The 23848-nt window shown below is 58.2% G+C and carries 24 protein-coding genes and 1 tRNA gene; 9 read left to right on the forward strand and 16 right to left on the reverse strand.

Annotation, left to right across the window (positions count from 1 at the left end; genetic code table 11):
* Positions 1–30 precede the first annotated feature (30 nt).
* On the forward strand, positions 31–918 hold the full coding sequence (locus ASC90_RS04760; RefSeq protein WP_056536098.1) for a LysR family transcriptional regulator: 888 nt from the start codon (positions 31–33) through the stop codon (positions 916–918).
* 442 nt (positions 919–1360) lie between these two features.
* Here the strand turns inward: ASC90_RS04760 and ASC90_RS27655 are convergent, their stop codons facing one another.
* Complete coding sequence (locus ASC90_RS27655) at positions 1361–1504, reverse strand: DUF1127 domain-containing protein (RefSeq protein ID WP_082519797.1); 144 nt, start codon at positions 1502–1504, stop codon at positions 1361–1363.
* Positions 1505–1787: 283 nt separating this feature from the next.
* Complete coding sequence (locus ASC90_RS27660; protein WP_003558908.1) at positions 1788–1934, reverse strand: DUF1127 domain-containing protein; 147 nt, start codon at positions 1932–1934, stop codon at positions 1788–1790.
* 681 nt (positions 1935–2615) lie between these two features.
* On the opposite strand from ASC90_RS27660, the gene ASC90_RS04775 reads away from it, so the two are divergent.
* From ASC90_RS04775 to tig, 4 genes are all read left to right on the forward strand, one after another.
* On the forward strand, positions 2616–3719 hold the full coding sequence (locus tag ASC90_RS04775; RefSeq protein ID WP_056536106.1) for a DUF2157 domain-containing protein: 1104 nt from the start codon (positions 2616–2618) through the stop codon (positions 3717–3719).
* A complete protein-coding gene (locus ASC90_RS04780) occupies positions 3716–4306 on the forward strand; it encodes a GDYXXLXY domain-containing protein (protein ID WP_056536109.1) in 591 nt (196 codons plus the stop codon). The genes ASC90_RS04775 and ASC90_RS04780 overlap by 4 nt, the downstream gene beginning before the upstream one ends.
* 154 nt (positions 4307–4460) lie before the next feature.
* A tRNA-Leu gene (locus ASC90_RS04785) sits at positions 4461–4545 on the forward strand.
* A 188-nt stretch (positions 4546–4733) separates the two neighbouring features.
* A complete protein-coding gene (gene tig / locus ASC90_RS04790; protein WP_056536112.1) occupies positions 4734–6215 on the forward strand; it encodes a trigger factor in 1482 nt (493 codons plus the stop codon).
* 87 nt (positions 6216–6302) lie between these two features.
* Here the strand turns inward: tig and ASC90_RS04795 are convergent, their stop codons facing one another.
* The 7 genes from ASC90_RS04795 to ASC90_RS04825 all read right to left on the reverse strand — a co-directional run bounded on the left by ASC90_RS04795 (position 6303) and on the right by ASC90_RS04825 (position 13340).
* Positions 6303–8084, reverse strand: coding sequence for a radical SAM protein (locus ASC90_RS04795; RefSeq protein WP_056536115.1), 1782 nt, complete (start codon positions 8082–8084; stop codon positions 6303–6305).
* A gap of 190 nt (positions 8085–8274) precedes the next feature.
* On the reverse strand, positions 8275–9681 hold the full coding sequence (gene sthA / locus ASC90_RS04800; RefSeq protein ID WP_056536118.1) for a Si-specific NAD(P)(+) transhydrogenase: 1407 nt from the start codon (positions 9679–9681) through the stop codon (positions 8275–8277).
* Between the two features lie 220 nt (positions 9682–9901).
* Positions 9902–10216: a DNA repair protein RadC gene (gene radC, locus ASC90_RS04805; protein ID WP_280138306.1), complete on the reverse strand. Its 315-nt coding sequence runs from the start codon at positions 10214–10216 to the stop codon at positions 9902–9904.
* A 65-nt stretch (positions 10217–10281) separates the two neighbouring features.
* On the reverse strand, positions 10282–11487 hold the full coding sequence (locus ASC90_RS04810; protein ID WP_056536121.1) for a hypothetical protein: 1206 nt from the start codon (positions 11485–11487) through the stop codon (positions 10282–10284).
* Positions 11484–11738 carry a hypothetical protein gene (locus tag ASC90_RS04815; protein WP_056536124.1) on the reverse strand — a complete coding sequence of 85 codons (255 nt, stop codon included), beginning with the start codon at positions 11736–11738 and terminating at the stop codon, positions 11484–11486. Before ASC90_RS04815 ends, ASC90_RS04810 begins: the two co-directional genes overlap by 4 nt.
* A gap of 889 nt (positions 11739–12627) precedes the next feature.
* The gene (locus ASC90_RS04820; protein WP_056536127.1) at positions 12628–12888 is read right to left on the reverse strand and encodes a hypothetical protein; all 261 of its coding nucleotides are present in this window, start codon (positions 12886–12888) and stop codon (positions 12628–12630) included.
* Positions 12885–13340, reverse strand: a complete 456-nt coding sequence (locus ASC90_RS04825; RefSeq protein ID WP_056536130.1) for a hypothetical protein — start codon at positions 13338–13340, stop codon at positions 12885–12887. Before ASC90_RS04825 ends, ASC90_RS04820 begins: the two co-directional genes overlap by 4 nt.
* 102 nt (positions 13341–13442) lie before the next feature.
* On the opposite strand from ASC90_RS04825, the gene ASC90_RS27665 reads away from it, so the two are divergent.
* The 3 genes from ASC90_RS27665 (at position 13443) to ASC90_RS04835 (ending at position 14734) form a co-directional block, all read left to right on the forward strand.
* Positions 13443–13772, forward strand: coding sequence for a helix-turn-helix transcriptional regulator (locus ASC90_RS27665; RefSeq protein WP_082519798.1), 330 nt, complete (start codon positions 13443–13445; stop codon positions 13770–13772).
* A gap of 1 nt (position 13773) precedes the next feature.
* Complete coding sequence (locus ASC90_RS04830) at positions 13774–14244, forward strand: hypothetical protein (RefSeq protein ID WP_156392833.1); 471 nt, start codon at positions 13774–13776, stop codon at positions 14242–14244.
* Positions 14245–14395: 151 nt separating this feature from the next.
* Positions 14396–14734: a hypothetical protein gene (locus tag ASC90_RS04835; RefSeq protein WP_056536136.1), complete on the forward strand. Its 339-nt coding sequence runs from the start codon at positions 14396–14398 to the stop codon at positions 14732–14734.
* 38 nt (positions 14735–14772) lie between these two features.
* Here the strand turns inward: ASC90_RS04835 and ASC90_RS04840 are convergent, their stop codons facing one another.
* From ASC90_RS04840 to ASC90_RS04870, 7 genes are all read right to left on the reverse strand, one after another.
* Entirely contained in the window at positions 14773–16920 is a 2148-nt protein-coding gene (locus tag ASC90_RS04840; RefSeq protein ID WP_056536139.1) for a right-handed parallel beta-helix repeat-containing protein, read from the reverse strand.
* A gap of 68 nt (positions 16921–16988) precedes the next feature.
* Positions 16989–17126: a hypothetical protein gene (locus tag ASC90_RS28640; RefSeq protein ID WP_156392834.1), complete on the reverse strand. Its 138-nt coding sequence runs from the start codon at positions 17124–17126 to the stop codon at positions 16989–16991.
* Between the two features lie 750 nt (positions 17127–17876).
* Positions 17877–18374: an HK97 family phage prohead protease gene (locus tag ASC90_RS04850; RefSeq protein WP_056536145.1), complete on the reverse strand. Its 498-nt coding sequence runs from the start codon at positions 18372–18374 to the stop codon at positions 17877–17879.
* The gene (locus ASC90_RS04855) at positions 18367–18558 is read right to left on the reverse strand and encodes a hypothetical protein (RefSeq protein WP_056536148.1); all 192 of its coding nucleotides are present in this window, start codon (positions 18556–18558) and stop codon (positions 18367–18369) included. Before ASC90_RS04855 ends, ASC90_RS04850 begins: the two co-directional genes overlap by 8 nt.
* Positions 18548–19105 carry a hypothetical protein gene (locus ASC90_RS04860; RefSeq protein ID WP_056536151.1) on the reverse strand — a complete coding sequence of 186 codons (558 nt, stop codon included), beginning with the start codon at positions 19103–19105 and terminating at the stop codon, positions 18548–18550. The genes ASC90_RS04855 and ASC90_RS04860 overlap by 11 nt, the downstream gene beginning before the upstream one ends.
* Entirely contained in the window at positions 19102–19623 is a 522-nt protein-coding gene (locus ASC90_RS04865) for a hypothetical protein (protein ID WP_156392835.1), read from the reverse strand. The genes ASC90_RS04860 and ASC90_RS04865 overlap by 4 nt, the downstream gene beginning before the upstream one ends.
* A 359-nt stretch (positions 19624–19982) precedes the next feature.
* Positions 19983–20987, reverse strand: coding sequence for a hypothetical protein (locus ASC90_RS04870; protein ID WP_156392836.1), 1005 nt, complete (start codon positions 20985–20987; stop codon positions 19983–19985).
* Between the two features lie 734 nt (positions 20988–21721).
* On the opposite strand from ASC90_RS04870, the gene ASC90_RS04875 reads away from it, so the two are divergent.
* Positions 21722–23152 carry a hypothetical protein gene (locus ASC90_RS04875; RefSeq protein WP_156392837.1) on the forward strand — a complete coding sequence of 477 codons (1431 nt, stop codon included), beginning with the start codon at positions 21722–21724 and terminating at the stop codon, positions 23150–23152.
* Positions 23153–23848: the final 696 nt, after the last annotated feature.

Here is a 23848-nt window from a genome sequence, read left to right on the forward strand (position 1 = left end):
CAATCGGTGGATTAGTGGTGGGTTTGGCGCATGGATCGGCTTCAATGCATGAAGGTGCTGGTCAAGGTTGCCGAGACGGCAAGCTTCGCCGAGGCGGCGCGGCAGCTCCACATGAGCCCGCCAGCCGTGACACGCGCGATCGCGTTCCTGGAGGATAGCACCGGGGCAAGGCTCTTCGTGCGGTCGACCCGTTCGGTGAAGCTCACCTCGTCAGGCGCCCGCTATGTCGACGATTGCCGAAGAATCCTCGCTGACGTCGATGAGGCGGAAGCGTCCGCGGGCGGCTCCCATGCGACCGCGTCGGGCGTGCTGACCGTCACTGCGCCCGTGCTGTTCGGGCAGATGCACATGGTCCCTGCCATCGCCGAGTTCCTGCAATTGTATCCGGGGGTCACCGCGCGCGTACTGCTGTTCGACCGGATCGTCAGCCTGGTCGAGGAGGGCATCGATGTTGCTGTCCGGATCGGGCACCTGCAGGATTCGGATCAGACTGCGATCAGGGTTGGCAGCGTACGCCGCGTCGTATGCGGAGCGCCCGCATATTTCGAGCGTCACGGCATTCCCCTGATACCGAGCGATCTCGCCGGGCACGTCACCATTGTGAGCACAGGCTCATCCGCGCCCCTCGACTGGCACTTTGGGCCGGACGGTACGGCGGTGACCCTTCATCCACGCATGTCTTGCAATACGATGGACGCATCGATTGCCGCGGCGCTCACCGGTTGGGGCCTGTCACGACCGCTTTCATATCAGGTTACCCGGCATGTTGCCGCCGGGCAGTTGCGTACGGTGCTGGAAGACTACGAGGAAGAACCACTGCCAATCCACGTCGTTCACACGGAAGGCCGCCATGTCTCGGCCAAGACGAGGGCCTTCGTTGATTTCGCGGTTCAGAAGTTGCGGTCGCTTGAACTATAGGCGGAGCCGGGTCGCGAAGCAGCGATCAGAATCGACGATATTCACCGATGTCCCGAGGCAGATGCCTCGTATCGTTTGGAAATTGAGCTTATCCGATCGAGCTTGTTCAAGATATCGACCATGTCGCACGCTTCGCGCCACGTCATTCGCGTCATCAGCACGTCGTCCAATTCGGCCGGTTTCTGCGTCGTGGCATCAACCACGGTCCATAATCCGTCTTCCATGCGAAGATTGTATCGGCACATCGCGCATGTCCCCGTTGGATCGCGGTCCGATACTTTCATATTCTCTAATATGAGTCCACTCGTAACAGCCTCGGACTCGCGACGATCAACAAACGACGGCACCACAGGCGCGGAACGGAGACGCGGTTGCGCTTTGTGAATGCCAGGAATCAAAAACGGCGCCATCGGCCGTTTTTGAAACTCCAAGCTCGCCGCTATTAGCGGAACGAGCGCGAAGCGATGTTGCGAATGTCGTAGCGGCTGATGCCGATATCGGACAGGGTCTGGTTGGAAAGGCTGCCAAGTTCGCTAAGAGTGCGGCGGTAGCTGAGCCAGCTTTTTGCAATGCGGATCGGGTTCATGTTCGTTTCCTCAGAGAGATGTCGCGAGAGGCCTGATTGCCGTCTCAGCGGTTGACACTCATATAGGTGTTCTCTGCGATTTTGTGCAGTGCAAAGAAAAGGCACCTGCTATGCAATAGTGCATGCTATGCCCATTAAGGATGCAGATTGTATTTTTTGAGCGAAGGAAAGGTCTGCAACTATTGAGGCAACCGGCGCCGTCGGCAAAAGAAAACGCCCGTTGCCGAGAGGCACCGGGCGTTTTAGAAATGTGATCGCCTCGGGAGGCGTCTGATCGATTGAATTAGCGGGCGGAAGCCTCGCGAGCAACGCGATGGATGTCCGAGCGGTCGATGCCGAGGTCATGCAATTCACGGTTGGTCATGCGGCCGAGTTCAGTAACCGTCTGACGATACTTGCGCCAATTGTTGAAAGAGCGTGAGAAGTTCATTTCGATCCCCTTTCCTAGGGCTTGAGATATGCCAGCTGCCGCTTCTCGGCGCTGACCTCTGTTTGATGACCGGAATATATGTTGCACTGCGAAGGAGTAGCAGACCCAAGATTTCAGATCACCTATGCGTCCACTGCAATTCTGTCGCTATTTCTTACCTGAGTTTGCCGATTTATGGTCAAACATTAGGCAAAAGGCTTGCCGAGTGGCCACTCGAGCGATCTGCTCGTCCCGAGGTCGGCTGACCGCCCGCAAACGCAAAAACGCCCATCGGGGGAGGATCCGATGGGCGTCATGTAGGTGACTGACAACTGGGAGGAGGAGTGTTGCCAGTCTATCGGAGGGCACTGGGAGGAGGAGTGCGCCGCTCCGAATTTCGTTGCGAAGATAACTCCGCAGGCTCCCGGCGGACCGGTACGGAGCGCCATCCCCGTTCTGATGCTTTCATTTGTAATACTATTCGAGCCGATTTTGCAGTGCAATAAATTCATGGGCATCATGCATTCATTGCATGGCTGACGCCTGCGACTGGGTTCTGGCGAGTGTGCTCCAGAACACGGTTGATCGTCGGTTCGCAATTGGCTGGCGGGGAAAAGCCGCTGGGACGGTTTCCCCAATGGTCGATCGGTGTCTATAAGATGATCCAGGGCGCGCGGCGTTGCGCAGTTGGCGGAGTAAGGAATGTACCGCGGTCGGCTTGAACGAGATTTGTCGCTTTGGGTAGAAAAGGGGTTGATACCCGAAGCGACCGCGAATGGTTTGCTACTGGAGTATGATCGGCGTCCCGCGAGTTTCAGTCTCGGCAATGTGCTGATGATCCTTGCTGGCATATTGCTGGCGGCAGCGATCCTGCTGGTCGTGGCATCGAATTGGGAAGCCATTCCTCGGCTTGTTCGCGTTGGCGTGATCCTTGTGATTGTCTGGGGCGTTCATCTCGCCGCTGCTGCCATGCTTGCCCGGGGCGCCGTGGCCGCGGCCTCTGGGCTGCTGGTGATCGGAACGCTGAGTTTTGGCGGGGCGATTTCGTTGGTCGGGCAGATGTATCATTTGTCTGGAGACGAGCAGACCGTCATGTACTTGTGGTTTGCGATCGCCGTGGTTTCTGCCGTCCTGTTCAGGTCGAGTGTCGTGACTGCGGTGGCAGGCTTTCTGTCGTGGGGCAGCTTTGCCGTTTATCTCGATTCTTACGACACGCGATGGGTGGGCTTCGATCCCTGGATGGCGCCGATCATGGCGGTCGCCGTTGTCGCTCTCGTGCGCTTTACCGGAGCGGATCGCGCGCGCCATTTGGCCTACCTGCTTCTGGTCGGTTGGCTCGCCTGGCTCTATGCCTTGCATGACGAGACTTGGATGGCGGTTGGCTACACGGTCGGTGGCATGCTGGGGCTGGTGATCGTCAGTCTTCCGCTTTCGCGGCTTTCCGCGCTGGTCAAGAGCGCTGGCGCGGCACCGGCCTTCTACTGCTTTCTTGTGGCCGTGATCGGCTTGTTTCTGTTGCATACGGAAATCGATGAGGGATGGCGGATGGTCGTCCTTGGACTTGTGACGCTGGCGGCCGCCGTTCTGGCAATCGCGCTGCAGGGACGCAACAACGGCGCAGTCCGCTACCTTGCCTATGCGACGTTCGCCGTTGAGATGCTGTATCTTGCGTCGGTCACCGTCGGTTCGATCCTCGGTACGTCGAGCCTCTTCCTGTTCTCGGGCCTGTTCGTCGCGGCCGTCGCATGGATCGTCATTCGCCTTGAGCGTCGGTTCGCTGCCAGGTCTGCGGAGGTGGGCATATGAGCTCTTTGTCGTCAGGTATCTATTCGGGCCGACGCTATTTCCTCGCGGCGATCATCGTTGCCGCTCTTCAGACGGCGGTCCTGGGCTATGTGATCGAGAGCCGCGCGGCGATCCTGCGCAGCGGCGAGGACGTGTTGTTGAAGACGGCGCCTGTCGACCCTCGCGATTTCCTGCGTGGGGATTATGTGGTGCTGAACTACGACATATCGACAGTGCCGGTCCAATCGCTTGTCGGCGGCATTCCAAAGGAGCCCGGTGAGCGCATCATGTGGGTTCGGTTGCGACCGGGCGAGGGCGGTTTCTGGGGTATTGTCGAATCATCGTTCGAACGGTTGCCGCAACAGGACGGCACGGTCGTCCTGCATAGCCGGCCATTCTACAGCTATGGCCCAGGTTCGGGCGACAGCATTCGTGTCGAGTATGGTATCGAGCGGTACTACGTTCCTGAGGGGCAGGGAACGGCGCTCGAGCAGGCGCGCCAGAGCGGCGACGTGGCCATTGCGATCCGCGTCGCGCCGAACGGAACGCCGCAAATCCGTAGTTTGTTGGTCGACGGCAAGCCCGCTTATGACGAGCCGCTCTATTGAGTTGATGCGGTATCGTGTGGAAGGTCGACTGAATAGGCGAAATCCCTGTCATTTAGCCTTCATTTTTCCTTTGCCTCCACCAAATCGGGTGTTATAGAGACGCCGCGCTCCGGAAGGCCTCATGTGCAGGCATATGCATGCGGTTTTTGAGAACGCGGGTATGGTGAAATTGGTAGACACGCCAGATTTAGGTTCTGGTGCCGTAAGGCGTGGGAGTTCAAGTCTCTCTACCCGCACCAAAGCTGGCTTGCAGGCGGGGGGACCGGATACCGGTGTCCCTCGATTACCCGGCAGCAAAAGCGCCGTTCCGCCAGCGGCGGAATGAATAAGAATTGAGAACAAGCCACGCCCGGCAACTTTCCGGCGTCGTGCTCATCGAAACGAACGGCGTCTGGGCACGGCCGCCACGAAATGAAGGTAGGAAGACATGCAGGTTATCGAAACGCTCGCTGAAGGGCTGAAGCGCGAAATCAAGGTCGTGATCCCGGCCAAGGACATGGAAGTCAAGATGAACGAGCGTCTTGCCGACGTGAAGGACAAGGTCCGTATCAACGGATTCCGTCCCGGCAAGGTCCCGGCCGCGCACCTGAAGAAGGTTTACGGCAAGTCCATCATGGCTGATCTCGTCAACGAGATCGTCCGCGAACAGCCGACCGCCATTCTGGCCGAGCGTGGCGAAAAGTCCGCTACCCAGCCTGAAGTCGCGATGACGGAAGACAAGGACGAAGCAGAAAAGATCCTCGCTGCCGAGCAGGATTTCGAATTCACGCTCTCCTACGAAGTTCTGCCGCCGATCGAACTGAAGTCCGTCAAGGGCGTCAAGATCACCCGCGAAGTCGTTGATATTTCCGACGAAGAAGTGAACGAACAGGTTCTGAAGGTCGCCGAAAGCGCGCGTACCTATGAGACCAAGAAGGGCAAGGCTGCCGACGGCGACCGCATCACGATGGACTACGTCGGCAAGGTTGCTGGCGAAGCCTTCGAAGGCGGCACCGATCAGGGCGCCGAACTCGTACTCGGTTCCGGCCGCTTCATCCCCGGCTTCGAAGAGCAGCTCGTCGGCACCAAGGCCGGCGATGAAAAGACCATCACCGTGACGTTCCCGGCCGATTACCCTGCCAAGAACCTCGCTGGCCAGGAAGCCACCTTCGACGTCACCGTCAAGGACGTTGCCGCTCCTGCCGCCGTCGAAATCGATGACGAGCTCGCCAAGAAGCTTGGCCTGGAATCGGCTGACCGTTTGAAGGAAGTTGTTCGCGGCCAGATCGAGTCGCAGTACGGCTCGATGACCCGTCAGAAGGTTAAGCGCCAGATCCTCGACCAGCTCGACGAAATGTACAAGTTCGAGACCCCGGCCTCGCTCGTCGAAGCCGAATACAACGGCATCTGGAACCAGGTCGCCAACGATCTCGCCCAGTCCGGCAAGACCTTCGCCGACGAAGACACGACGGAAGAAGAAGCGCGCGAAGAATACAAGAAGCTTGCCGAGCGTCGCGTTCGCCTCGGTCTCGTTCTCTCCGAGATCGGCGAGAAGGCCGGCGTCGAAGTCAGCGAAGACGAAATGCAGCGCGCGATCTATGAGCAGCTGCGTCAGTATCCAGGCCAGGAAAAGCAGATTCTCGAATTCTTCCGCAGCCAGCCGGGTGCAGCCGCTTCGATCCGCGCTCCGATCTTCGAAGAGAAGGTCATCGACCATCTGCTGACCGAACTCGACGTCACCGACAAGAAGGTGACGAAGGAAGAACTGCTCGCCGAAGAAGAAGGCGACGGTTCCGAGAAGGAAACCAAGAAGGCCGCTCCGAAGAAGAAGGCTGCTGCCAAGGCTGAAGCTGCTGAAGGCGAAGAAGCTGCTGCTCCGAAGAAGAAGGCAGCACCGAAGAAGAAGGCTTCCGAGGAAGGCGCCGAGTAATTTCCGGCCACGCGATCTAACTGAAAACCCCGCCATGTGCGGGGTTTTTTGTGTTTGGCATTCAGCTCGATCGAAAGGTGCGGCGCGTCAGACCGCACGGTGAGCGTGCGTCAGCTCGTTCACCTTTTTGATATGCGAGACCGCCGCCTGTCCGCCTGCCGTCTTGGTGAACAGTTCGAGCGTCTCGTCTTCATGTTCGGCGACCGGCGTCAGCGCCTGGTCCATGTAGTTTTTTGAATTCTTGTCGCGTGCGATGAAGAACGCGCTTACCGCCAGCCGCGCAATGGTGCCGCCCAGCGATATGTGCTTGGCGACAGTTTCCCATATGAAGCGCGGCCAGAAGACGAGTGCATTCTCTCGAACCATTCCGGGACGCCGCTCGGACGGGTGCTTCAGCCGAAGCAGGCCGCTCTGCAGTGGATGCACGTTTTCGAGCGGCACGGTGGTCGCGAACGATACGAGGACCTTAACGAGGCTCGCAAGCGGAACGCCGGACGCGACGGCACGGCGCAGCAATGTCTTCATGTGTTCAGGCGAATAGTAGAGCGACCATGCCTCCTGGTAGATGCTTTCCCATTCCTGCTTGCTCATCTTCTGATGCGCCGTGCAAACATGCTCGACGTCGTAGATGTTGAGATCGGCGTCCATATCGACACCTTTACGCCACAGGGTCTGGTGGTCTTCCGACCCCGGCAGCGGCGTCAGCACGAAGAACTCGATAACATCCACAGGCAGCTCGTGCTGGATGATCGCGATGTCACGCCTGATTGACTCAGGCGTATCGGCAGGGAAGCCGAGGATGTAACCGGCAAGCGTCATGATGCCCTGTGCCTTCCAGGCAAGCAGCATCTTGCGATATTCGGTGATCTTGTTCTGGTTTTTCTTGGCAGCGGTCAGATTGTCCGGATTGACGTTCTCGAGCCCGATGAAGACGCGCGTCACGCCGGCCCGCTTGGATTTTTCAATGAAGTTCGGGATCTTGTGGCACAGCGTATCGACCTGGATCATCATGCCGAGCGGGATGCCGTCGCGTTCGCGCAGTTCGATCAGGCGGTCGAAGATCGCTTCCCAATCCCTGTTGCGGGCAAAGTTGTCGTCGGTAATGAAGAACTTGTGGATGCCCTGGGCCCAGTTCATCCGCACCAGTTTCTCGACGTCATCGGCGGTACGGAACCGCGACTTGCGACCCTGCACGTTGATGATCGTGCAGAAGGAACACTGGTAGGGGCAGCCACGACCGGCATCGAAGCTCGTGCTAAGGCCGAGTGTCTGGGCGACGTTCGCCTTTGGCAGGAAGGGCACGGCGGCGCCTTCAATGCTCGGCAGGTCGTTCATGTAGTTGTAGAGCGGCTCAAGCGTGCCCCAGGCGGCGTGCTGCAGCACCTGGTCCAAGCGGCCTTCTGCCTCGCCGGCAAACATTGATATCCCCATCTCCCGACATTCGTCCAGACCGACGGCCTTGCCGTCCAGCATGGAGAGGCAGCCCGACACGTGGAACCCACCCATGGAGACGGGTATCCCCGCAGCACGGAACGGACGGGCGATATCGAGTGCGCGCGGATACTGGTTCGACTGAACGCCGACAAGAGCAACCATCCCGAAGTTGCGGTTGGCTTCAAGTTGCTTGAGAAGCGCCGGAACGTTCACGCGGGTGTTGGTCTCGTCGATGACGGTGACTTCGATCCTGACGTTCGGCCCGAGCACTTGCCGTTCGGCGCAATCCGCGGCAATGCCATAGATTGCGGCCAGCGAATTCGACGGTATCATCGCTCGCCACCAGCGGATGACGTAGCCGTCGTCGTCATAGTGCGACGGCTTGACCAGGATGAGTTGGAAACTCCGTTCAGCAGTCTCGGACGAATCTTGCACGGCTACTCGCTGGTAAGAGGGACCCCCGCGCAGCGAACGCTATCAGACTCAGCGGATTATACAAGGAAAGCTTTTATCGCGGACGCCACCACAAGCAATGATACGAGAGGCCGCGAGATGCGGCCTTAAATTATTGTTATTACTAAATAATTATCAGGATCCCGACGTTGTCATCGGGCCACAAGACGCCTCAAAGTTCGGACTTGATGTCACCCATCCGGTTCCAGGCGTCGAGGCCGGCGATCTTGTAGGCCTCGGCAAGCGTCGGATAATTAAAGGTATTCTCGACAAAGTATTCGACCGTACCCTTGAGGTTCAGAACGGCCTGGCCGATATGCACGAGTTCGGTCGCGCCTTCGCCGACGATGTGGACACCAAGCAGCCGGCGTGTCTTCAACGAGAAGATCAGCTTCAGCAGGCCGGTATCGAGGCCCATGATATGGCCGCGCGAGGTTTCGCGGAAACGCGCAATGCCGCACTCGTAGGGGATGCCGCGCTCCTTCATTTCCTCTTCCGTCAGACCACAGGTCGAAATCTCGGGCACGGCGTAGATGCCGTAGGGGAAGTATTTAGGCGGCTCCTTGGCGACCGCTCCGATCGCCACACGCGCGGCGATGCGGCCCTGTTCCATCGAGGTCGAGGCAAGGCTCGGGAAGCCGACGACGTCGCCCGCAGCATAGATATTCGGTACAGAGGTCTGGAAAGTCTCCGGGTTCACCTTGAGGCGCCCGCGATTGTCGGCCTCGAGACCGGCCGCCGGCAGGTTCAGCGTATCGGTCGCGCCCATGCGGCCAGCTGCAAAGAGGACCATGTCGGTCACCAGTCGGCGACCGTTGTCCAGCTTCAGCTCGACCTTCCCGTTCTCGAGCTTGGTCACCTGGTCGGCCTTGGTGCCGAGCATGATCTTCATGTTGCGGTCACGCAGCTGGTAGGTGAAATCCTCGACGATCTCCCGGTCGATGAAGTCAAGCATGGTCTGCTTCGGGTCGACGAGCGTGACGGCTGTATCCAGCGCGCTGAAGATCGTCGCGTATTCGATCCCTATGACGCCAGCACCGATGACGACCATCGAGCGTGGCAGCTCTTCGATGTCGAGCAACTCGTCGCTGTCGAGCACGGTCTTGTTGTCGAAGGGCATATAGTCCGGGCGAAACGGCTTGGTGCCGACGGCGAGCAGGATGCTCGCACCCGTCACCCTGATGACCTCCCCGTCGTCCTTGACGACTTCAAGGGTCGAGGGATCGGCAAAGTGGGCCTTGCCGCGGATGTGCTGGACGCGATTTCTTGCGAACTGGTGCTCCAGAACTTCGACTTCGTGGTCCAGGGTGATCAGCAGCCGGCGTCTGAGGTCTTCTGCACTAATCTCTTCCTTTACCCGGTAGGCCTTGCCGTAAAAGCCGCGTTCGCGCCAACCGGACAGATTGAGCGCCGTCTCGCGCAAGGTCTTAGACGGGATCGTCCCGGTGTGAACCGACACGCCGCCGACGCGCTTGCCCTGTTCGATGACCAGTACCTTTTTGCCGAGCTTGGCGGCTTGGATTGCGCCACGGCGGCCCGCGGGACCACTACCCACAACAACGAGATCGTATTGGAACATAAGTTGGCCCCTGGGAAAGCTGGAATCATATTGCGACGCAATATGTCGCGCGTCCACCCGTAGCAGGTCAATGTTTCAGATTGCTTTATGAGGCCTTCTCAGGGGCCGATGAAGCCGAACTGCAACGCAGCCCCGATCGAATGCGGCAATTGCCCTGGCAGCACGGCAATCGGCGATAACCTCGCCCGAGGCGGCTAAGGGATACCTGAAGCCATCCCGTTTAGATGAGGCGCAGCCCCTTGAGGCTTGCATGCCCTTCCTTGCCGATGATGATATGGTCGTGAACGGTGATGCCAAGCGGCTTTGCCGTATCAATGATCATCTTCGTCATGTCGATATCTGCACGCGAGGGAGTCGGATCACCCGAGGGGTGGTTGTGGACCAGGATAAGCGCGGTGGCCGACAGCTCCAGCGCACGCTTCACCACCTCGCGCGGGTAGACCGGCGTATGGTCGACCGTTCCACGCCCTTGCACTTCGTCGGCAATCAGCGCGTTACGCTTGTCCAGGAACAGAATGCGGAACTGTTCCCCCATTCTGGAATGCGCAATTAATTCAAATGATTGCGAGAAACGTCCCCCAAACGTCCCTCGCGCGTCCCTTACTCTGTGTTCTCGTTACGTTTTGCCAACCGCATTTCGGCAACGCGGTTGGTTTGCTTCAGGGTGCCGCGATTGTATCGGGCACTAGTCTGGCGGTTCTTGTGGCCCGCCGATTTCATGACGTCAGTCTCCGATGCGCCCAGATCATATGCCTCAGTGATGGCACCGGCGCGGGCGTCCATGTTCCAGACCGACTTGGGTATCCCGGCTTCGTTTGCGACGATGCGCCACCGCTCACTGAACTTCCTATTCTTGTACGGCACGCCGGTCGACTCCGAAATAATCATGGGCCCGATGCGCTTCTCGACAGGAACTCGCTCAATTTCCTCGAGCACAGCCGGGTGAAGTCTCAGGTCGTGTTCTACGGGCAAGCCTGTCTTTATGTGCGTCTTGCGAAGCACTAAGTCACTGTCGATGTCCGACCACACAAGGCCGTTTACCCATCTCGTGTTGCGATAGGTGATGCCACCTTCGTCTGCGTCATCGGTTGGCTCCCACTCACCAACAACGTCCTTCTGCCGCATCGCCAACTCAAACTGCAGAACAGTTGCCAGTGCGACAGACTGGCGGCCAACAGCGTGAGCGGCTGTACGAACGGCGTTGACGTGCTCGATCGTCATGACTGACGTGCGGGCAGGCGGCGTCTTGAACCGGATCTTGCCGAGGATCGTGTCCGCGCGAAAGCAGTCCTCGTAGCCAAGCGTCACGCCATAACTTACCAGTTGGCGGACGGTGTCGATCGCGTGCTTTGCTCGCCACGGGCGAGGGGGCTTACCGGTCTCTTTCGGCTCGGCCCATGTGGTATGCCAACGCTTGAAATCTGGTCCCAGCAACTTGCTCAGATGGCGCGCACCGACCGTCTTCTCGATGATTACCAGGGACTGCAGGATGTTTTTTCGGCTGTTCCATTTTATGGAAAGGAATGGGGAGTCATCGTTTGTTTGAAACAGCCTGGACAGGCTCTTGATAGTGCCATCATACGACGGGGCAGGGTGATCGCCGCGAGCCGACCATGCAAGCATTTCGGCCTGCAGGATCTGGCAACGCGATGCCAGCTGCAGGCGGCCCTCTGATGTCACCGGGTAGTGAAGTCTGACGGAGGAGGGGCGATAGCCTCGCTTTACGAGATCTCCGCGCGCTTCCCAGTATTCGCGGAACGTGCCGTCCTTGTTGCGCTTTCGCTTTAACCCCGGCGCGTCAGTCATGACCAGTTCTCCGCTCCGTCAACGGTCGCTGGCAACTGTGCGGCGCCTAGTCCGTGCCGGTGGTCGAGAAAAGCTCGTACGGCTGGCCAGTAGCGGCAGCCCGTCATGGGGTCTATGCGCGGCAATCCTTCACGTTCCCAGACAGCGGCAAGGGCGCCCCACTGCGTGCGGCTTTTCGTGCCCAGAACGCGCTGCGCAATCGAAGCTTCTGGCAAGTACAGCGGATTGTTATCGTTTGCAGCGTTCGGCATTTCCCCCTCCAAGCTGGTGTGTTGGTGACATTGTCGGCATCTCGTTCTGCTTTGTCCAGAAAGAGCCCAGAATTGGTCGCCGACCGCATTCGCGCCGCGGTGAGGCAGGTGACGAAATCCTGATCGGGTGGGTTCCGAGGTGCTTGGTTCGCGCGTCGGGATTTTTCGAAAACTGCGGAACCTTTTCATCTCTCCGCCGTTACGCCAGCGGCAATGAGCCCAAACCTCGTTGCAATCCGATTGGTATCGGTCCCTCCGTGCCGGTCGACGATAAGGCTCGGCGCGGCCCCCAAGGTTTGCCGAGCCTTATTCGTTTGGTCCCTATTCATAACTGGCGAATGCCGTCGGTATTCGCGCGGGAACTTTCCCCCGCCCCCAAAGTTTCATAGATGCAGCGAAGCGAACACGCTGTAGGACCGAACGAAGCCCGTCCCGGTCCTCTTAGAAAGCTCGGCGTCGGTCCCTCTGGCGCCGAGCTTCTTCTTTGGAACAATTTGCCGCCACAGATACTTGTGGCTGTGGCGACGCCCTTACTTTCTCCCACGTCGCCCGGCCGACGCCTGTCCCTTCCGGTCGCCGGCCATTGAAAGCCCAGCGCAAGGGGTTCGCTGGGCTTTCATCGTGGCTAGTAGGGCCAGCCGCATTCGCTCGGCCGACGGCTTATACCGTGTGAGGACGACCCGGCAATGCGGGAGCCGATGGTGTTGGCCGTCCTCCGGTGACTGCTAAAGAAAAAGGCCAGCGCGGGAAGGGCATCACACTAACTGGCCGGCGCGCAGATCGCGCCTTGAAAAGGGAACCGGCGCGAGCTCGTTATCAAGCTCGCTCGCACCGGCCCGCCGCGGATGTGTTCAAGCACCCGCGGCTACCGCCTTGCGGCGGGTGGGAATTAGTTTGCCCGTTTCAGAAACTCGCATCCCATGACATCCTTGTATCGGATGCCGCCAGGGTGGTCCTTGAGATCGAGCGTGTAAATCTGCCTGCCATACCAGCTGGCGCTGCGGCCGATTACGGTGCCGGGGGTGCCATGAAACAGAACTTTGGCGCCTACTCGGAACTTGAAGCGCTTCACCGGAACACGCGCCGTCGGCGGCCCGATATGGTGCTGGTACGTCCTGTGCGAGGCTTCGACGGTGGAAAAGTGCATCATTGCGCCATCCTCCGCGCTGAGCCTGCGAAATAGTCAGCGCCCATCGACTCGCGACTTACTCCGGTTCCGAGCTCGACAAAGGCAAGGGCGCTTTCGACCAGCCGCTGGATTTCAGCGATAGACTCTGCTCCTGCTTCGTCCGCGATCCAAGAGGCGTCAAACCGATCGAGCTCTCCGGCTGCCATGGCCAGTTGCAGGATTGCCATCTGCGGCGTGGTGGCTTCCGTGGTGGCGACTTCAGACCTGCGGTAGTTATCCATGAAATTCATCAGGCTGCGGCTTCTTCTGTCGTCACCTTCATCGTCGGCCTGGTGCATGGCATCAACGATCGCTTTGGCTCCTCGAACTATCATGGCTTCCATGATCGGGGCTTCGGCGGGGCGTCTTCTCGGCAGCAGACCGCGTGGGAGCGCGGTTCTGTCAGTGGGTTTTATGGGGCTGTGCATGGTCATTTGCGGCTCCTCGTTGCGTTAACACTGATCATTTGGTACAACACGATACAATTTACATCGACTTCGCAGGAAGTCAATACAAAATGTTTGGAGTTATTCAAAATGTCTATTTCGGGAGCTCAGTGCCGTGCCGCACGGGGATTGCTAGGGTGGTCACAAAGCCAGTTGTGTGATGCTGCGACCGTCGGACGCGCAACCCTTGCTAATTTCGAGACAGGAACGTCAACGCCATATGAGCGAACCTTGAGGGATATCGAATCGGCCCTCCAGGCCGCTGGAATAACCTTCGTCGACGGAAACTACTCCGGGTCAGGTGGACCTGGCGTGCGCCTTACGGCACCGTCCGGGGCATCGATCGATGTGAACACCGATGAGACAGTCCAATACCGGGAGCACCTCACCAACGACGCGCCTCCAGGCGCCGGTGGTTGAGATGGACGAACGATTTGCACAGTTGACTGAAAGCCTGCACCCCGCGTACGAGCGGCTTCACCGCATGGCACCGCTGACGAATGGCGAACTCCCACGATCCATGCCCAAAAGTGGCGTTTACCTTTTCAGCGAAGGTGACAAACCAATGTATGTAGGCCGCTCCAATAATCTCAGGGCGCGATATGGCAGGCATTGCCTGCCAGGCGCGACGCACCGTATGGCCGCCTTTGCTTTCAAACTAGCCAGGGAGATAACCGGCCGGGTAGTTGCGAGCTATAAGAGCGATGAGAATAGCCGTGCAAACTTGATGCTTGATGACGCTTTTAGAGGTGCCTTCAATGATGCCAAAATCCGTATTAGGAAGATGGACTATCGTTACGTTGAAGAGGTTGACCAAAACAGGCAAGCCCTTCTGGAAATCTATGTGACAGTGGTGCTGGGCACTCCGTACAATGACTTCAACACTCATTGAAGAGCTAGTGGGACAACCCTCTTCACACCCCCCACTTGACCGCCGCGAACCGGTTGCGGCAGTGGAAAAGTTCGCGCAACTTTAAATTACCACTTCCCCACCCAGTAACGGCATGCATAGGTAGCGCCGGTTAAGATCTTTAGGGGTAATCATGAAAATTCGTCACGTCGTGCTGGCAACACTGCTGGCCGCTACTTCCTGCGCCAAGCGTCCGGATGCAATCCTGCCGGCGGACATCCCAATGGCAGCCTATACGGGATCGAGTTGTCCGGTCCTGGCTCGCGAGCTCGTCAGGGAGCAAGAGAACCTGGCAACCGTATCCAAGGCGCAGAATGACGCTGCAACGGGCGATGCCGTTGGTGTTTTCCTGATCGGTGTTCCAACTGCCAGCACCTTTGGCGGCGACAAGGAGGGCCAGGTCTCTGTTGCCAAAGGCAAGGTCCAAGCCATCCAAAACGCCATGCGCAGCAAGAACTGCCAGAGATCGTAGCGTATTGAGGCGGGGCGCCTCTCGACGCCCCGCCAGTCCTAGACAGTTGCAACCCCAATTGTACTGGCCGTGGGTGTGCCACTGTTTGGCGTCCAGCTATATGTAGCGCTGCTGGCGACGTTCTGGAAAAGCGACGCGGTTGTGTTGCCTGTCGCTGTGACGCCCACACGTCGGTTTCTGCTGCCCGTGTCATCGTAGTAGCCATATGTACTGTTGTTGATAGAGTAGCCGCCCAACACCTGGCAGTCAGAGCAGCCGGTCATGATGCAGCCGGCCCCAGTGTTATTGTCGGCCTCCAGTCCGTCGAGGATAACGAACGAGCAGGACGTCATTGCAATACCATGAGCACTGGCCGCTGCGTTTGTCACGCCCTTGCCTCCGACAACCTTCATCTTGCCGAAATTGCTCTTCGAAACGCTTGTCAGAGCAATAGCCGGCCCAAGGTTTGAGTAGGCCTGCACCTCGTCGAGTTCGACGTTGAAGACGTTGCTCATTTGAATGCCTGGGCCGCAGGTGCTGTCGATAAGGACACGGTTCCCATAGATCGAACCACGACCGCCGACTACGCCATCAATGATAAGCCCGACTGCCGTAGCCTGATATGGAAGGTTAGTAGGAGCCCCGGGCACATCCCCGACCACATCGAAGCAAAAGAATTCAAGGCCGAGCATGTCGCCGAAATACGCGCTGTTCCACGTTACAGTCGGTCGGCCAGCAGGAGCGTTGTAACCGTTGTTTATTCGGAACTCCCGCCAGCGGAAAAAGCCACGGCTTCGGTTCGAAAACACCTGTCGGCCGCGGGTGTAGAAGCACTCGCAATCCTCGAACGCAAAGTCGACCACGAAGTTGGAGGCGTGCGTCTCCTCCTTGTAGGCAAAGCCGCAGTCACGGAAAATCAGGCGCCGAGCGCGCAACCCAGACACGATGCCCGCCGAGGTATTGATCAGGATAGCGCCGGCCGTGTTGGCTGCTGCTGCCCCGTCAAAGATGAAGTTCTCGATGTGGGCGTAGTTTTGAGCAACGGATGCAGGCAGCACCTTGATGGCATAGGTCGAAGCCGCCTTGAGCTTCCACAGAGTGCGAACCTCTGCCTTGAGGATGTGCCCGAGCGACGGATTGATATCGACGCCATCGGCTACAAAGCCCGTCGACGTATAAGGAACAATCGCGATCCCGAGAACGGCAATAGCTCCCTTGAGCGCATTGCTGTCATCCGTCGTACCATCCAAAGCCGCACCGAACGCGCGCACTGTCGGATAGGTAGGACCGTATACACGCTCCCAATAGAAGCTCGCGGTGTTGCTGACGACATAAATGCCTTCCTGCGTATCGGTCACAGGTGGAGAGCCAGCACGAAGTTTGAAGACACCTTCGCGTCCGCTCTCGGCCAGGTAGACTGGGCGGTCGATAGAAGTGGTCAGAGCCTTGAGCGCTGTGCGTGTCAGTGCAACAATCGACAAGAGGTTTTGATCGTAACCAGTCTCGGCGGCATTGATCGTTAAACCTTTGCCTTTGTTGCCGCTGCCTATCGCTGGCAAATTGATGCTTGCCGCACTAGCCGCAGCCGCGGCCGCAGCCGCCTCGGCCGCAGCAACAATGGCACTCGAAACTTGATCGCTAATGAGACGAAACGTTGAGCCCGACACGTAACCGAACAGAAGCATCCCAGCGGCAAGCCCAGCGGAGACGATATCGTTGCCGGAATTGCTTTTGATGGTGAGCGCAGAACCGCCATTGAAAGAGACCGTGACCGGCGAAGCGGTGTTGGCCTCAAACACGTTCAGGATAACGAGTGCAGAGCCCGACACCGGCAGCGAAGTGGTCACCTGCAAGGCGTTTGGCGTGCCAGCGCCTGCATCAGTTCCGATGATGAAGCTGAACGGCAAATCGCTGCGGCGCGTCCACGAGCCAACCCCGATTCCGCCAACCTTGCCATAAACGCCGTTGTTGGCTGCGGTCGCGTCGCCGACAACCCACGCCATGCTATTGGCAGCCTTTGTCAGATCCGCGTTAAGGAGCGCGAGGGACGAGTAGATCAGTCCGCCATTGGAGGTGAAGGCCGAGATGATGGATTCGTATCCTGACAGCAGGGCGCGGACTTCGGCCTTTTTGACCTTGGCGTTGCCTGATGATGGAATGCCATCTGTGATGTAATCTCGATAGACTTGATTGGCTGAGGAGGCCATAGGATTCCTTTGAGCAAAGAAAAGCCCGCAGAAGCGGGCTGAATTGAACGGTGTAGGCGGGGAGGGCGCTAGTCGTCGAAGTCGGCGCCGTCATCAAAGGTCGATCCGTCGTCGAAAGTCGTCCGAGACGGATCGATTGGCTCGCCGATTTCGTCGGGCGAGGTAACAGGGGATCGTTCGCCCGTCAGTGCGTTCGTTGTGGTCATTGATTTTTCCCTTTGATTTAAACGGCGAAGAGGCTGAGGTCGGCCCCGCACGGGATCGAGCGCCCGCATGGTGTGGTCATTGATTTTTCCTTTTTGGATTACCGGGACTTCGCGATGCGTCGCTCGCCGGATGCTGGCAGTGTTACGCGCGGAAACCATCGTTGATAAGACAATGCTAAAATGTCGGTTATGCTGCTCGTCCAACGGGGGGGGACGGTATGAACCCAGTAAGGAATAACGCGCCACAACGGTCGTCGGCGAGTGAATGGATTGGCGGCGTATTGGTGCTCACGTTGCCGCTGGCGATTTTTGCCGTTGCATTGGGTTGCTCGTTATTCATCTAATGAAACAGATCAGGGCTTGGGCGTCGCCGCTTGCTGATTAACTCAACGATGGAGGCGGTGCGTGCGCTACTGCTCGGCGAGGTCGGTTGCCATTCGTTCGATCTCGCTCTATTTATTAGTGTATGGGGATGCAGCAACGACGAATGTTCTGCAAAGAGGAAGTGGCTATGGTGCTTGCCGAGCGGCAGACGCCAAATCACGTCCTGCATCTGCTACTTACCATCGTCACTGGCGGGGCCTGGATTATCGTGTGGATCATCCTGACGCTGTCAGTTGGCCCGTATAGGTGCCCGAATTGCGGCGCGAAAACTCTTGGCTATGTGCCCAAAAGGTATAGGGAAGCCCTAAAGAAGCGCCACGCGCTTACGTAGCCGCCTCAACAGAGAGTCGCCCATGGACATGGGCCCTACTTCAGCGGGATGCCACGAGCCCGCATTGCGGCTTCCATCTTGGCCAACTGAGAATGTCGGGTGCCCGCAATCGCTGCGCTCGTAGCCTTGCCATAGGCGCCCCAAAGAACAAGGGACAACTCGAAGAGAGTGGCTTGGGTGATGAGGCGGCGGGGCACATCCTCCCTGTCGTCCCATTCCTCCACCTGCGAACTGAAGCCCACCGAAACTTCGTTGACTGTTCCGCTTCCGACTGTTGCGATCGCTTCCTGCCCGAGTGGGCCATCGTTTGGCTTGAGCGAATACCAAAGCCCAACACTGTCTGAGAGAACGCGCAGACTGCCGTTGCTCACGCGGCCCAGAGGGCGGGTGGAGTCATGTCCCCACAGTGCCACCACGTCGGGCCGATCAACTAGCGACTTGTCGAAAGCGCCCTTTGCGAAGCGCTCCTCGAACAGCCCACCGATAACGGCGGGCTGGTTCCATTGAATGGCGTAACCGCTGATGTCAGCCACGGCCCGCGTCCTTCGTGCGTTTTTCGCGCTTGGCAAGCGTCAGGCGCCTGGCGATAGTCTCGGCCGAGTCCGAGCGGTTGGCGTGAGTTGTGTCTCCGGGTAGTTTGACGCTGCGGGCTGACTTCCGCCCGCGGGCGTCAGCTTTTTCGTATTCGCGGCGTTCGTTTGCTTTTTCAATTGACATGGTAGCCAGCCTCCGTCGCTTCGCGAAGCCAACGGTGAACGTGGCCGTCGCGCGGATCGCCTAAAAAGTTGGGCTGCAATGGCGTGAGGCTGGTCCAAGAAATGTCTTCGATGTTCAACTCAGTGACCAGATCGTCGTAGGCAGACCGCGCTGCCGCTGCAGCTTTCAGCGCCGATGCAAGGTCGGCGACCCGCCGCGCGTATTCCGGCCTCACAATTGAGCATACCGATGCGCTTGCCTTGCCGCGTGCCGCGAGCAATCGTTGCCGGACGATCTCGAGTGCTGTATCGACGTCGGTCTCGCTCGCGATTACTTCCCTCAGCCGAGCGCGCCACGACGAAGTACTATCGGCGCCTTCTCCGAGAAGCTCAGCGACACCCGGTCGGAAAGCGGGCGCCGGCGCGTCATTGATGCTTTGCGCAAGCTCACGGTGTTCCCTCGCGAGATCGGCCTGCTTTTCGAGCAATAGCGAGCGCCGGTCGACAAGATCTTTGTAGACTGGATCGATGGTAAGTGGCGGTACTTCGAATCGTTCAGACTTCTTCAAGCGAATAACTCCTTAAATACGGCGGCAAATGCTGTGCCTGGAATGGTGACTGATTTGCGCTGCCGGCTGTCTGCCCAGTGCGACGCTAGAGCGCCGGTTTCGCGGAAGCGCTGAACCGTGCCGTCCGACCAGCGGATGGCGATCTCTGGCCAAGTGGCCACGACCTCGATCGCCATGGAGGAAAGCGCGTCACCCTCAGCGGCAAGCTCGGCGAAAGCCGTAAGAGCCTCTCGCGCAGTGCGTGGGACAGTGGCTGGGGCGCCAGTGACGTCTGCGCCTCCTGGCGTAAGCGCCGAGTAGGATTCGACAGCCTCCGCTGCCTTGGCCAGCGTTGCATCAGAAGCCAGCGCAATGATGAGAGTGAGGAGGTCGTGGTGATCGACGTCAGGCGGAACACCGGGGGCGCCTGCGGGCATAAGTTCCGCTTCACGAAGACGGCGCGCCAGTTGTCGGACTCGCGGCTCCGGAAAGCCGAGGCAGCGCGCTATGGCTGCTGTAGCGGTTGGTAGATTGGACACGCGAAATCCTTCCGTGATTGGCGCGTTTTGCGGTTGATGAGGCAAAAAATAAGCGGCCGAAGCCGCTAGTGTGTCGGTCAAGCGAGCCGCGCCGAAGCGCGCTCGAGCCCGAAAGCCCTCGTCCCACCCGAGGACAAGAGCGATTCCCGCCGGCAGTACATCCGTGCTCGACTGGAGAGTTCTTCGCGCGCTTACATCTGCCCGGATACGGGAAGGCAGATGCTTGACCTTGTCGAAGGGCGCGCGCGAAACTTAGGATAAAAAAGCCCGACGCAGAACTGCGGTGCGGCGGGCGAAACGAATGGGGTCGCCGAAGCTACCCTCATATTCAAGTGGTCCGAAAATCGGCCGAAGTGGTACTACGCTGCAATTTTTTCTGAGAGGCGCGTGAGAATATCCTCCACGACCTTGCGGCCCATGCGATGTGCCGATGATTCCGCATATCCTCGCGCCAGTCCGATGGTGCGAAAGGATGCATCCGTGAGGATGGCATCAATCACCGCCAGGTCGTCGGCATCGAATCCTGCGGACCCAAGCTGCTCAGCCCGTTCCATCTCTGAAAGTACGTCGTGCATGGGTGCACTGGCTTTGCCTTCTCCAGTGCCAATAGTCTCGGCAATACCGGCGAGCCGGCCGTAGTCTTTCGCAGGTCCGTCTGGCAACTTCTTCACAGCGGGCATGACGGGGGTGTTCGCCACGGCCTTGGCAAGCTCGTTGTCATTGGCGATTGCGCGAGCCGTGCGGGGAGGCGTTGCAATAGAGCCTGGTGCGTCCGGCCGCTGACTCGAAATGTACCGCTCACGGCCAGCGAGGCGGATATAGCTCCGGTTCTCCTCCGGCTGCGCCGCAATATGCTTTGCGGTTTCGGACTCATCGTCGATAACGGCTTCACTGGCCCGGTTGGCTTTGTAGTCCGGCCTGCGCTTCCGGCCTGTGTCGTCGCCATAGGCAATCAACTCGCCATTGAGGAAGATGAGGCCAGTGAGCTTTCGCTTGCCATCAGTCGGGCCAATACGGTGCCATCCTTTGTCGAGTTCGCGGACGCCGGATGCCATGCCAGCCTGGTGTGCCCTCAAAAGCATGGGGACGGACGGCGTGATGCACCCCTGATTATGGACGCGCTCGTGTCCCTTGCCGGAGTTCCCCGGTTGGCCTTCATCATTGCTAGGCTCGTTGTCGTTCGCGGCGACGACTGGCGGACGCATAAGTTCTGTCACCTGCCGCAATGTAGCGACCAGCGGCGACTTCTCCTTGACCAGCGCCCTTTCGATGCGATTGCCCTCGCTGCCGTAGTCGAGCGCAAAGCCAGCAGCATCACGCTCGGCCCGCCATTCGGCACTAGGGCCATCGTTGGTCATGTGCACGACGTTACGCCCACTGGGAACGCTCGAGCGATAAACGGCTTCGCACGGTGAGTGAGCCCACCGGCCACCAGAGATGGATTTTGGAAAGCGGCAGATAAGGCCGCTCAGCCAAAACTCGTCCTCGGGCTTCTTCCAACGTGCAGCTGATGGACGGGCGGGAACGCTGCTAAGATGCTCACAAGCAAGCATACGAGCTTCGTTGGCTGACGTTCTCAAATCTGGCCGTATTGTGAATAGTTCGGCCCAGGTAAGAACACGACTGGAATAGTCGCCGTACGCGGCAAGGCCTTTAGCGATGAGGAGATATTTCTTTATCGTTCTCTTGGACGTGTAAAGGCGATAGCCAGGCGCGGGCTCGGCAGCACGGTTGAATGCCATGTTGATGCAGTTCCTTCGAGGAGGAGACTTGTTCCGGCCGCTTAGCGGCTCTTGTCTGCTATGGCCGCGATGCGGCTGGGCTCGTTGGCCCGCACATAAATATAGTGTTCAAAATGCAAAACACTAAATCGTCTCTACCATTAAGTTAAAAAGCCCGAAAATCGTCAAGACTTTGTTTTTGGAGACCGTGATTTTGATTGCGCACCAGGGAACTCCAGATTGCGAATTTTGCGGACGCGAAAAATTCATACCAGGCCGGTCCGGTGGACGAGAGCGGCAGAGATCCGACTAGCCCCTGCTGGATAGAGTTTGACTCCTGTGCGTGCTACTTTGGCGATCATGGGGGATGGCTGGACATGACGCAGAACATAACGAAAGTGGTGCGCAGCGTTTACAAGGTTTCCGAAAAGGAGGCCTTAGGTGTAGTCGAGTCTGTTTCGTTTGAATCTAGTGATGCGGGCTCCGGAAAGAGCGCGACAGATCACGATGTGATCAAGAACCCCAACCGCTTCACACGGCGACATATGATTTTTGGCGGGCTGGGCACGGTCGGGTTGGCCGGGCTGGCGCTTATGAAGGATGCCGTCAGAGACGCAGTCGTATCAACGATCAGCGAGTATGCCACCGATGCAGTGGCTCCCTTTATTGACGACAAGTCATTTTCGTTCGATCCGAAATTCATATCGTTCCTACACGCCAACAGGCAACACGCAGACCTTCTTTCAATCGTTCCGGGGAGACTACAAGACGAGGAGAAGGAAACGGTTGGCTACCTCGATACATTCAGGCGGGGACACTACCTGAATGTAAACCAGGCGATCAGAATTAGGGACATGCTTCGTCAAGCTGACGATCCGTCCACCAGGCTTATACTTGCCGACCTCTTGACGAGTCAGCTTTTGAGGAGTGGGGCGGCGGCGGAGAGCAAACGGATATTCAAAGTCGTGAAACCCCTTGAATTAAATGGCCCGGACGAGCGGCTTGTTTATGTAGAGAAAGCTCTCAGTCAGCAGTACACATCCCTCCCATACGACCTGGCTCTTTCACCAGATAAGTGGGGAATGGAATTTGCAATCGAATTCGCGCAATTCCTGAATCTATCGGATGTCGGAATCGATGTTACCCCCCATCAGCGCCGGTTCAAAATTAGCGTTGCACGGGAGATTACGATTCCAACAACTGGACCCATGTCGGGCATAAAGGGCTTTTATGTTATCCAGATACTTCTCCTCTACTGGAGCGCCAACCTGCCTGGAAGCGATCTTCGACATGCTGCGGAGATTCATATGTCCGCTCTCCAGCAACACGTTAAGATTGGAGGGCTGCAGCGTGCCGTTTGGAACCTGTCGTTCACCATCGGGCTGCAATTCCACCGACGGGGATTGGCATCCGGAAATAGCTTCAAGGAATTTGCATTACGCGACATGTTCTTCGACATTTGCGTCAATAGGCGCCAGAACTTTTGGCCGCATTTCACAAATCGCCTAAGTAATGATCACCTTACCGCGGATGATCCAGCTGCACTCTGCATGGCTATCACTATTGCCAGTGACCCTTCAACAGGGCTCCGAGAGCGCTACAAGAAGATTGCCAGCCCAAGATACCTTTTGTCGTTTCGTGAGGCCGTCAAGTCAGTCGCTATTCGCCGCGCGATTGACCAAGCGCGCAAACGCGCCGGTTACGGGATAACCGATGAAGAGAGTATCGCAATCTACGGGGCCGATGATGGCTCGCTCGGAATTTATCTTCCCCCGCTCGGTGATATCCGTTCAAACATCGTGCTTTGAGATTGTCGACCGATCCGGCGCGGACAGGGTCGGTAGCGATCTGTGTGCCCCCATGCACCCATCCTGAAAACCTGCGGCGTCGTGCGTTGTGCTCCCCCGCCGCTCCCTACCGGGCGATGTCGATCCTTCGCGATGCACCCCCCATTTCGCCCGAGAGTGAACGTAGGGCGCGGCGGCGATCGCCATGCGCGCCCGCATTTGGGCGTCTTCACTCTCGTCGTTCATCACAGCGAGCATGTACTCGAGGGGCGAAACTTTAGATTTTCTCGCTGCAGTCTTTATGTCTGCTGGCGTTGCCGCAAGGGCTTTTGCCTTGGTGTACTTAGTGCCCTTCATTGGACCTGAGACGGCCCTAGCGCCACCTCTTGCCATAGTGGAGACTCCGTTTAAGCTGCAATTTCAAAAGGTCTATTGTCGTTTGCTGACAGCCACTCGCTCATGAGCTTAGCGCCCTTGGATCCGTTGCACCTGCGGCATAGGCACTGAAGATTGCTCCTCTCATGCGTGCCTCCTCGCGACAACGGATAGATATGATCTACCTCTGGCGCGTTCGGCAGAGTGGTTCCGCGCAATTCCTCTGGCGTATCCACTAGGCAGACGTAACCGCCCGATTGGCACCGCCTGCCGCATAATGCCTTAATGGCCTAAGACACGTGTTTAACGACGTCGTTAGCGACGTGTCTTATGGGGGGATCG

The sequence above is a fragment of the Rhizobium sp. Root1220 genome (genome assembly GCF_001426265.1).
In the GTDB taxonomy this organism is placed as follows: Bacteria; Pseudomonadota; Alphaproteobacteria; order Rhizobiales; family Rhizobiaceae; genus Rhizobium.

Coding starts and splice junctions, on each gene's coding strand:
- ASC90_RS04760 (WP_056536098.1), top strand. CDS start 31: ATGGATCGGCTTCAATGCATGAAGGTGCTGGTCAAGGTTGCCGAGACG.
- ASC90_RS27655 (WP_082519797.1), bottom strand. CDS start 1,504: ATGAACCCGATCCGCATTGCAAAAAGCTGGCTCAGCTACCGCCGCACT.
- ASC90_RS27660 (WP_003558908.1), bottom strand. CDS start 1,934: ATGAACTTCTCACGCTCTTTCAACAATTGGCGCAAGTATCGTCAGACG.
- ASC90_RS04775 (WP_056536106.1), top strand. CDS start 2,616: ATGTACCGCGGTCGGCTTGAACGAGATTTGTCGCTTTGGGTAGAAAAG.
- ASC90_RS04780 (WP_056536109.1), top strand. CDS start 3,716: ATGAGCTCTTTGTCGTCAGGTATCTATTCGGGCCGACGCTATTTCCTC.
- tig (WP_056536112.1), top strand. CDS start 4,734: ATGCAGGTTATCGAAACGCTCGCTGAAGGGCTGAAGCGCGAAATCAAG.
- sthA (WP_056536118.1), bottom strand. CDS start 9,681: ATGTTCCAATACGATCTCGTTGTTGTGGGTAGTGGTCCCGCGGGCCGC.
- radC (WP_280138306.1), bottom strand. CDS start 10,216: ATGGGGGAACAGTTCCGCATTCTGTTCCTGGACAAGCGTAACGCGCTG.
- ASC90_RS04810 (WP_056536121.1), bottom strand. CDS start 11,487: ATGACTGACGCGCCGGGGTTAAAGCGAAAGCGCAACAAGGACGGCACG.
- ASC90_RS04815 (WP_056536124.1), bottom strand. CDS start 11,738: ATGCCGAACGCTGCAAACGATAACAATCCGCTGTACTTGCCAGAAGCT.
- ASC90_RS04820 (WP_056536127.1), bottom strand. CDS start 12,888: ATGATGCACTTTTCCACCGTCGAAGCCTCGCACAGGACGTACCAGCAC.
- ASC90_RS04825 (WP_056536130.1), bottom strand. CDS start 13,340: ATGACCATGCACAGCCCCATAAAACCCACTGACAGAACCGCGCTCCCA.
- ASC90_RS27665 (WP_082519798.1), top strand. CDS start 13,443: ATGTCTATTTCGGGAGCTCAGTGCCGTGCCGCACGGGGATTGCTAGGG.
- ASC90_RS04830 (WP_156392833.1), top strand. CDS start 13,774: ATGGACGAACGATTTGCACAGTTGACTGAAAGCCTGCACCCCGCGTAC.
- ASC90_RS04835 (WP_056536136.1), top strand. CDS start 14,396: ATGAAAATTCGTCACGTCGTGCTGGCAACACTGCTGGCCGCTACTTCC.
- ASC90_RS04840 (WP_056536139.1), bottom strand. CDS start 16,920: ATGGCCTCCTCAGCCAATCAAGTCTATCGAGATTACATCACAGATGGC.
- ASC90_RS28640 (WP_156392834.1), bottom strand. CDS start 17,126: ATGACCACAACGAACGCACTGACGGGCGAACGATCCCCTGTTACCTCG.
- ASC90_RS04855 (WP_056536148.1), bottom strand. CDS start 18,558: ATGTCAATTGAAAAAGCAAACGAACGCCGCGAATACGAAAAAGCTGAC.
- ASC90_RS04875 (WP_156392837.1), top strand. CDS start 21,722: ATGACGCAGAACATAACGAAAGTGGTGCGCAGCGTTTACAAGGTTTCC.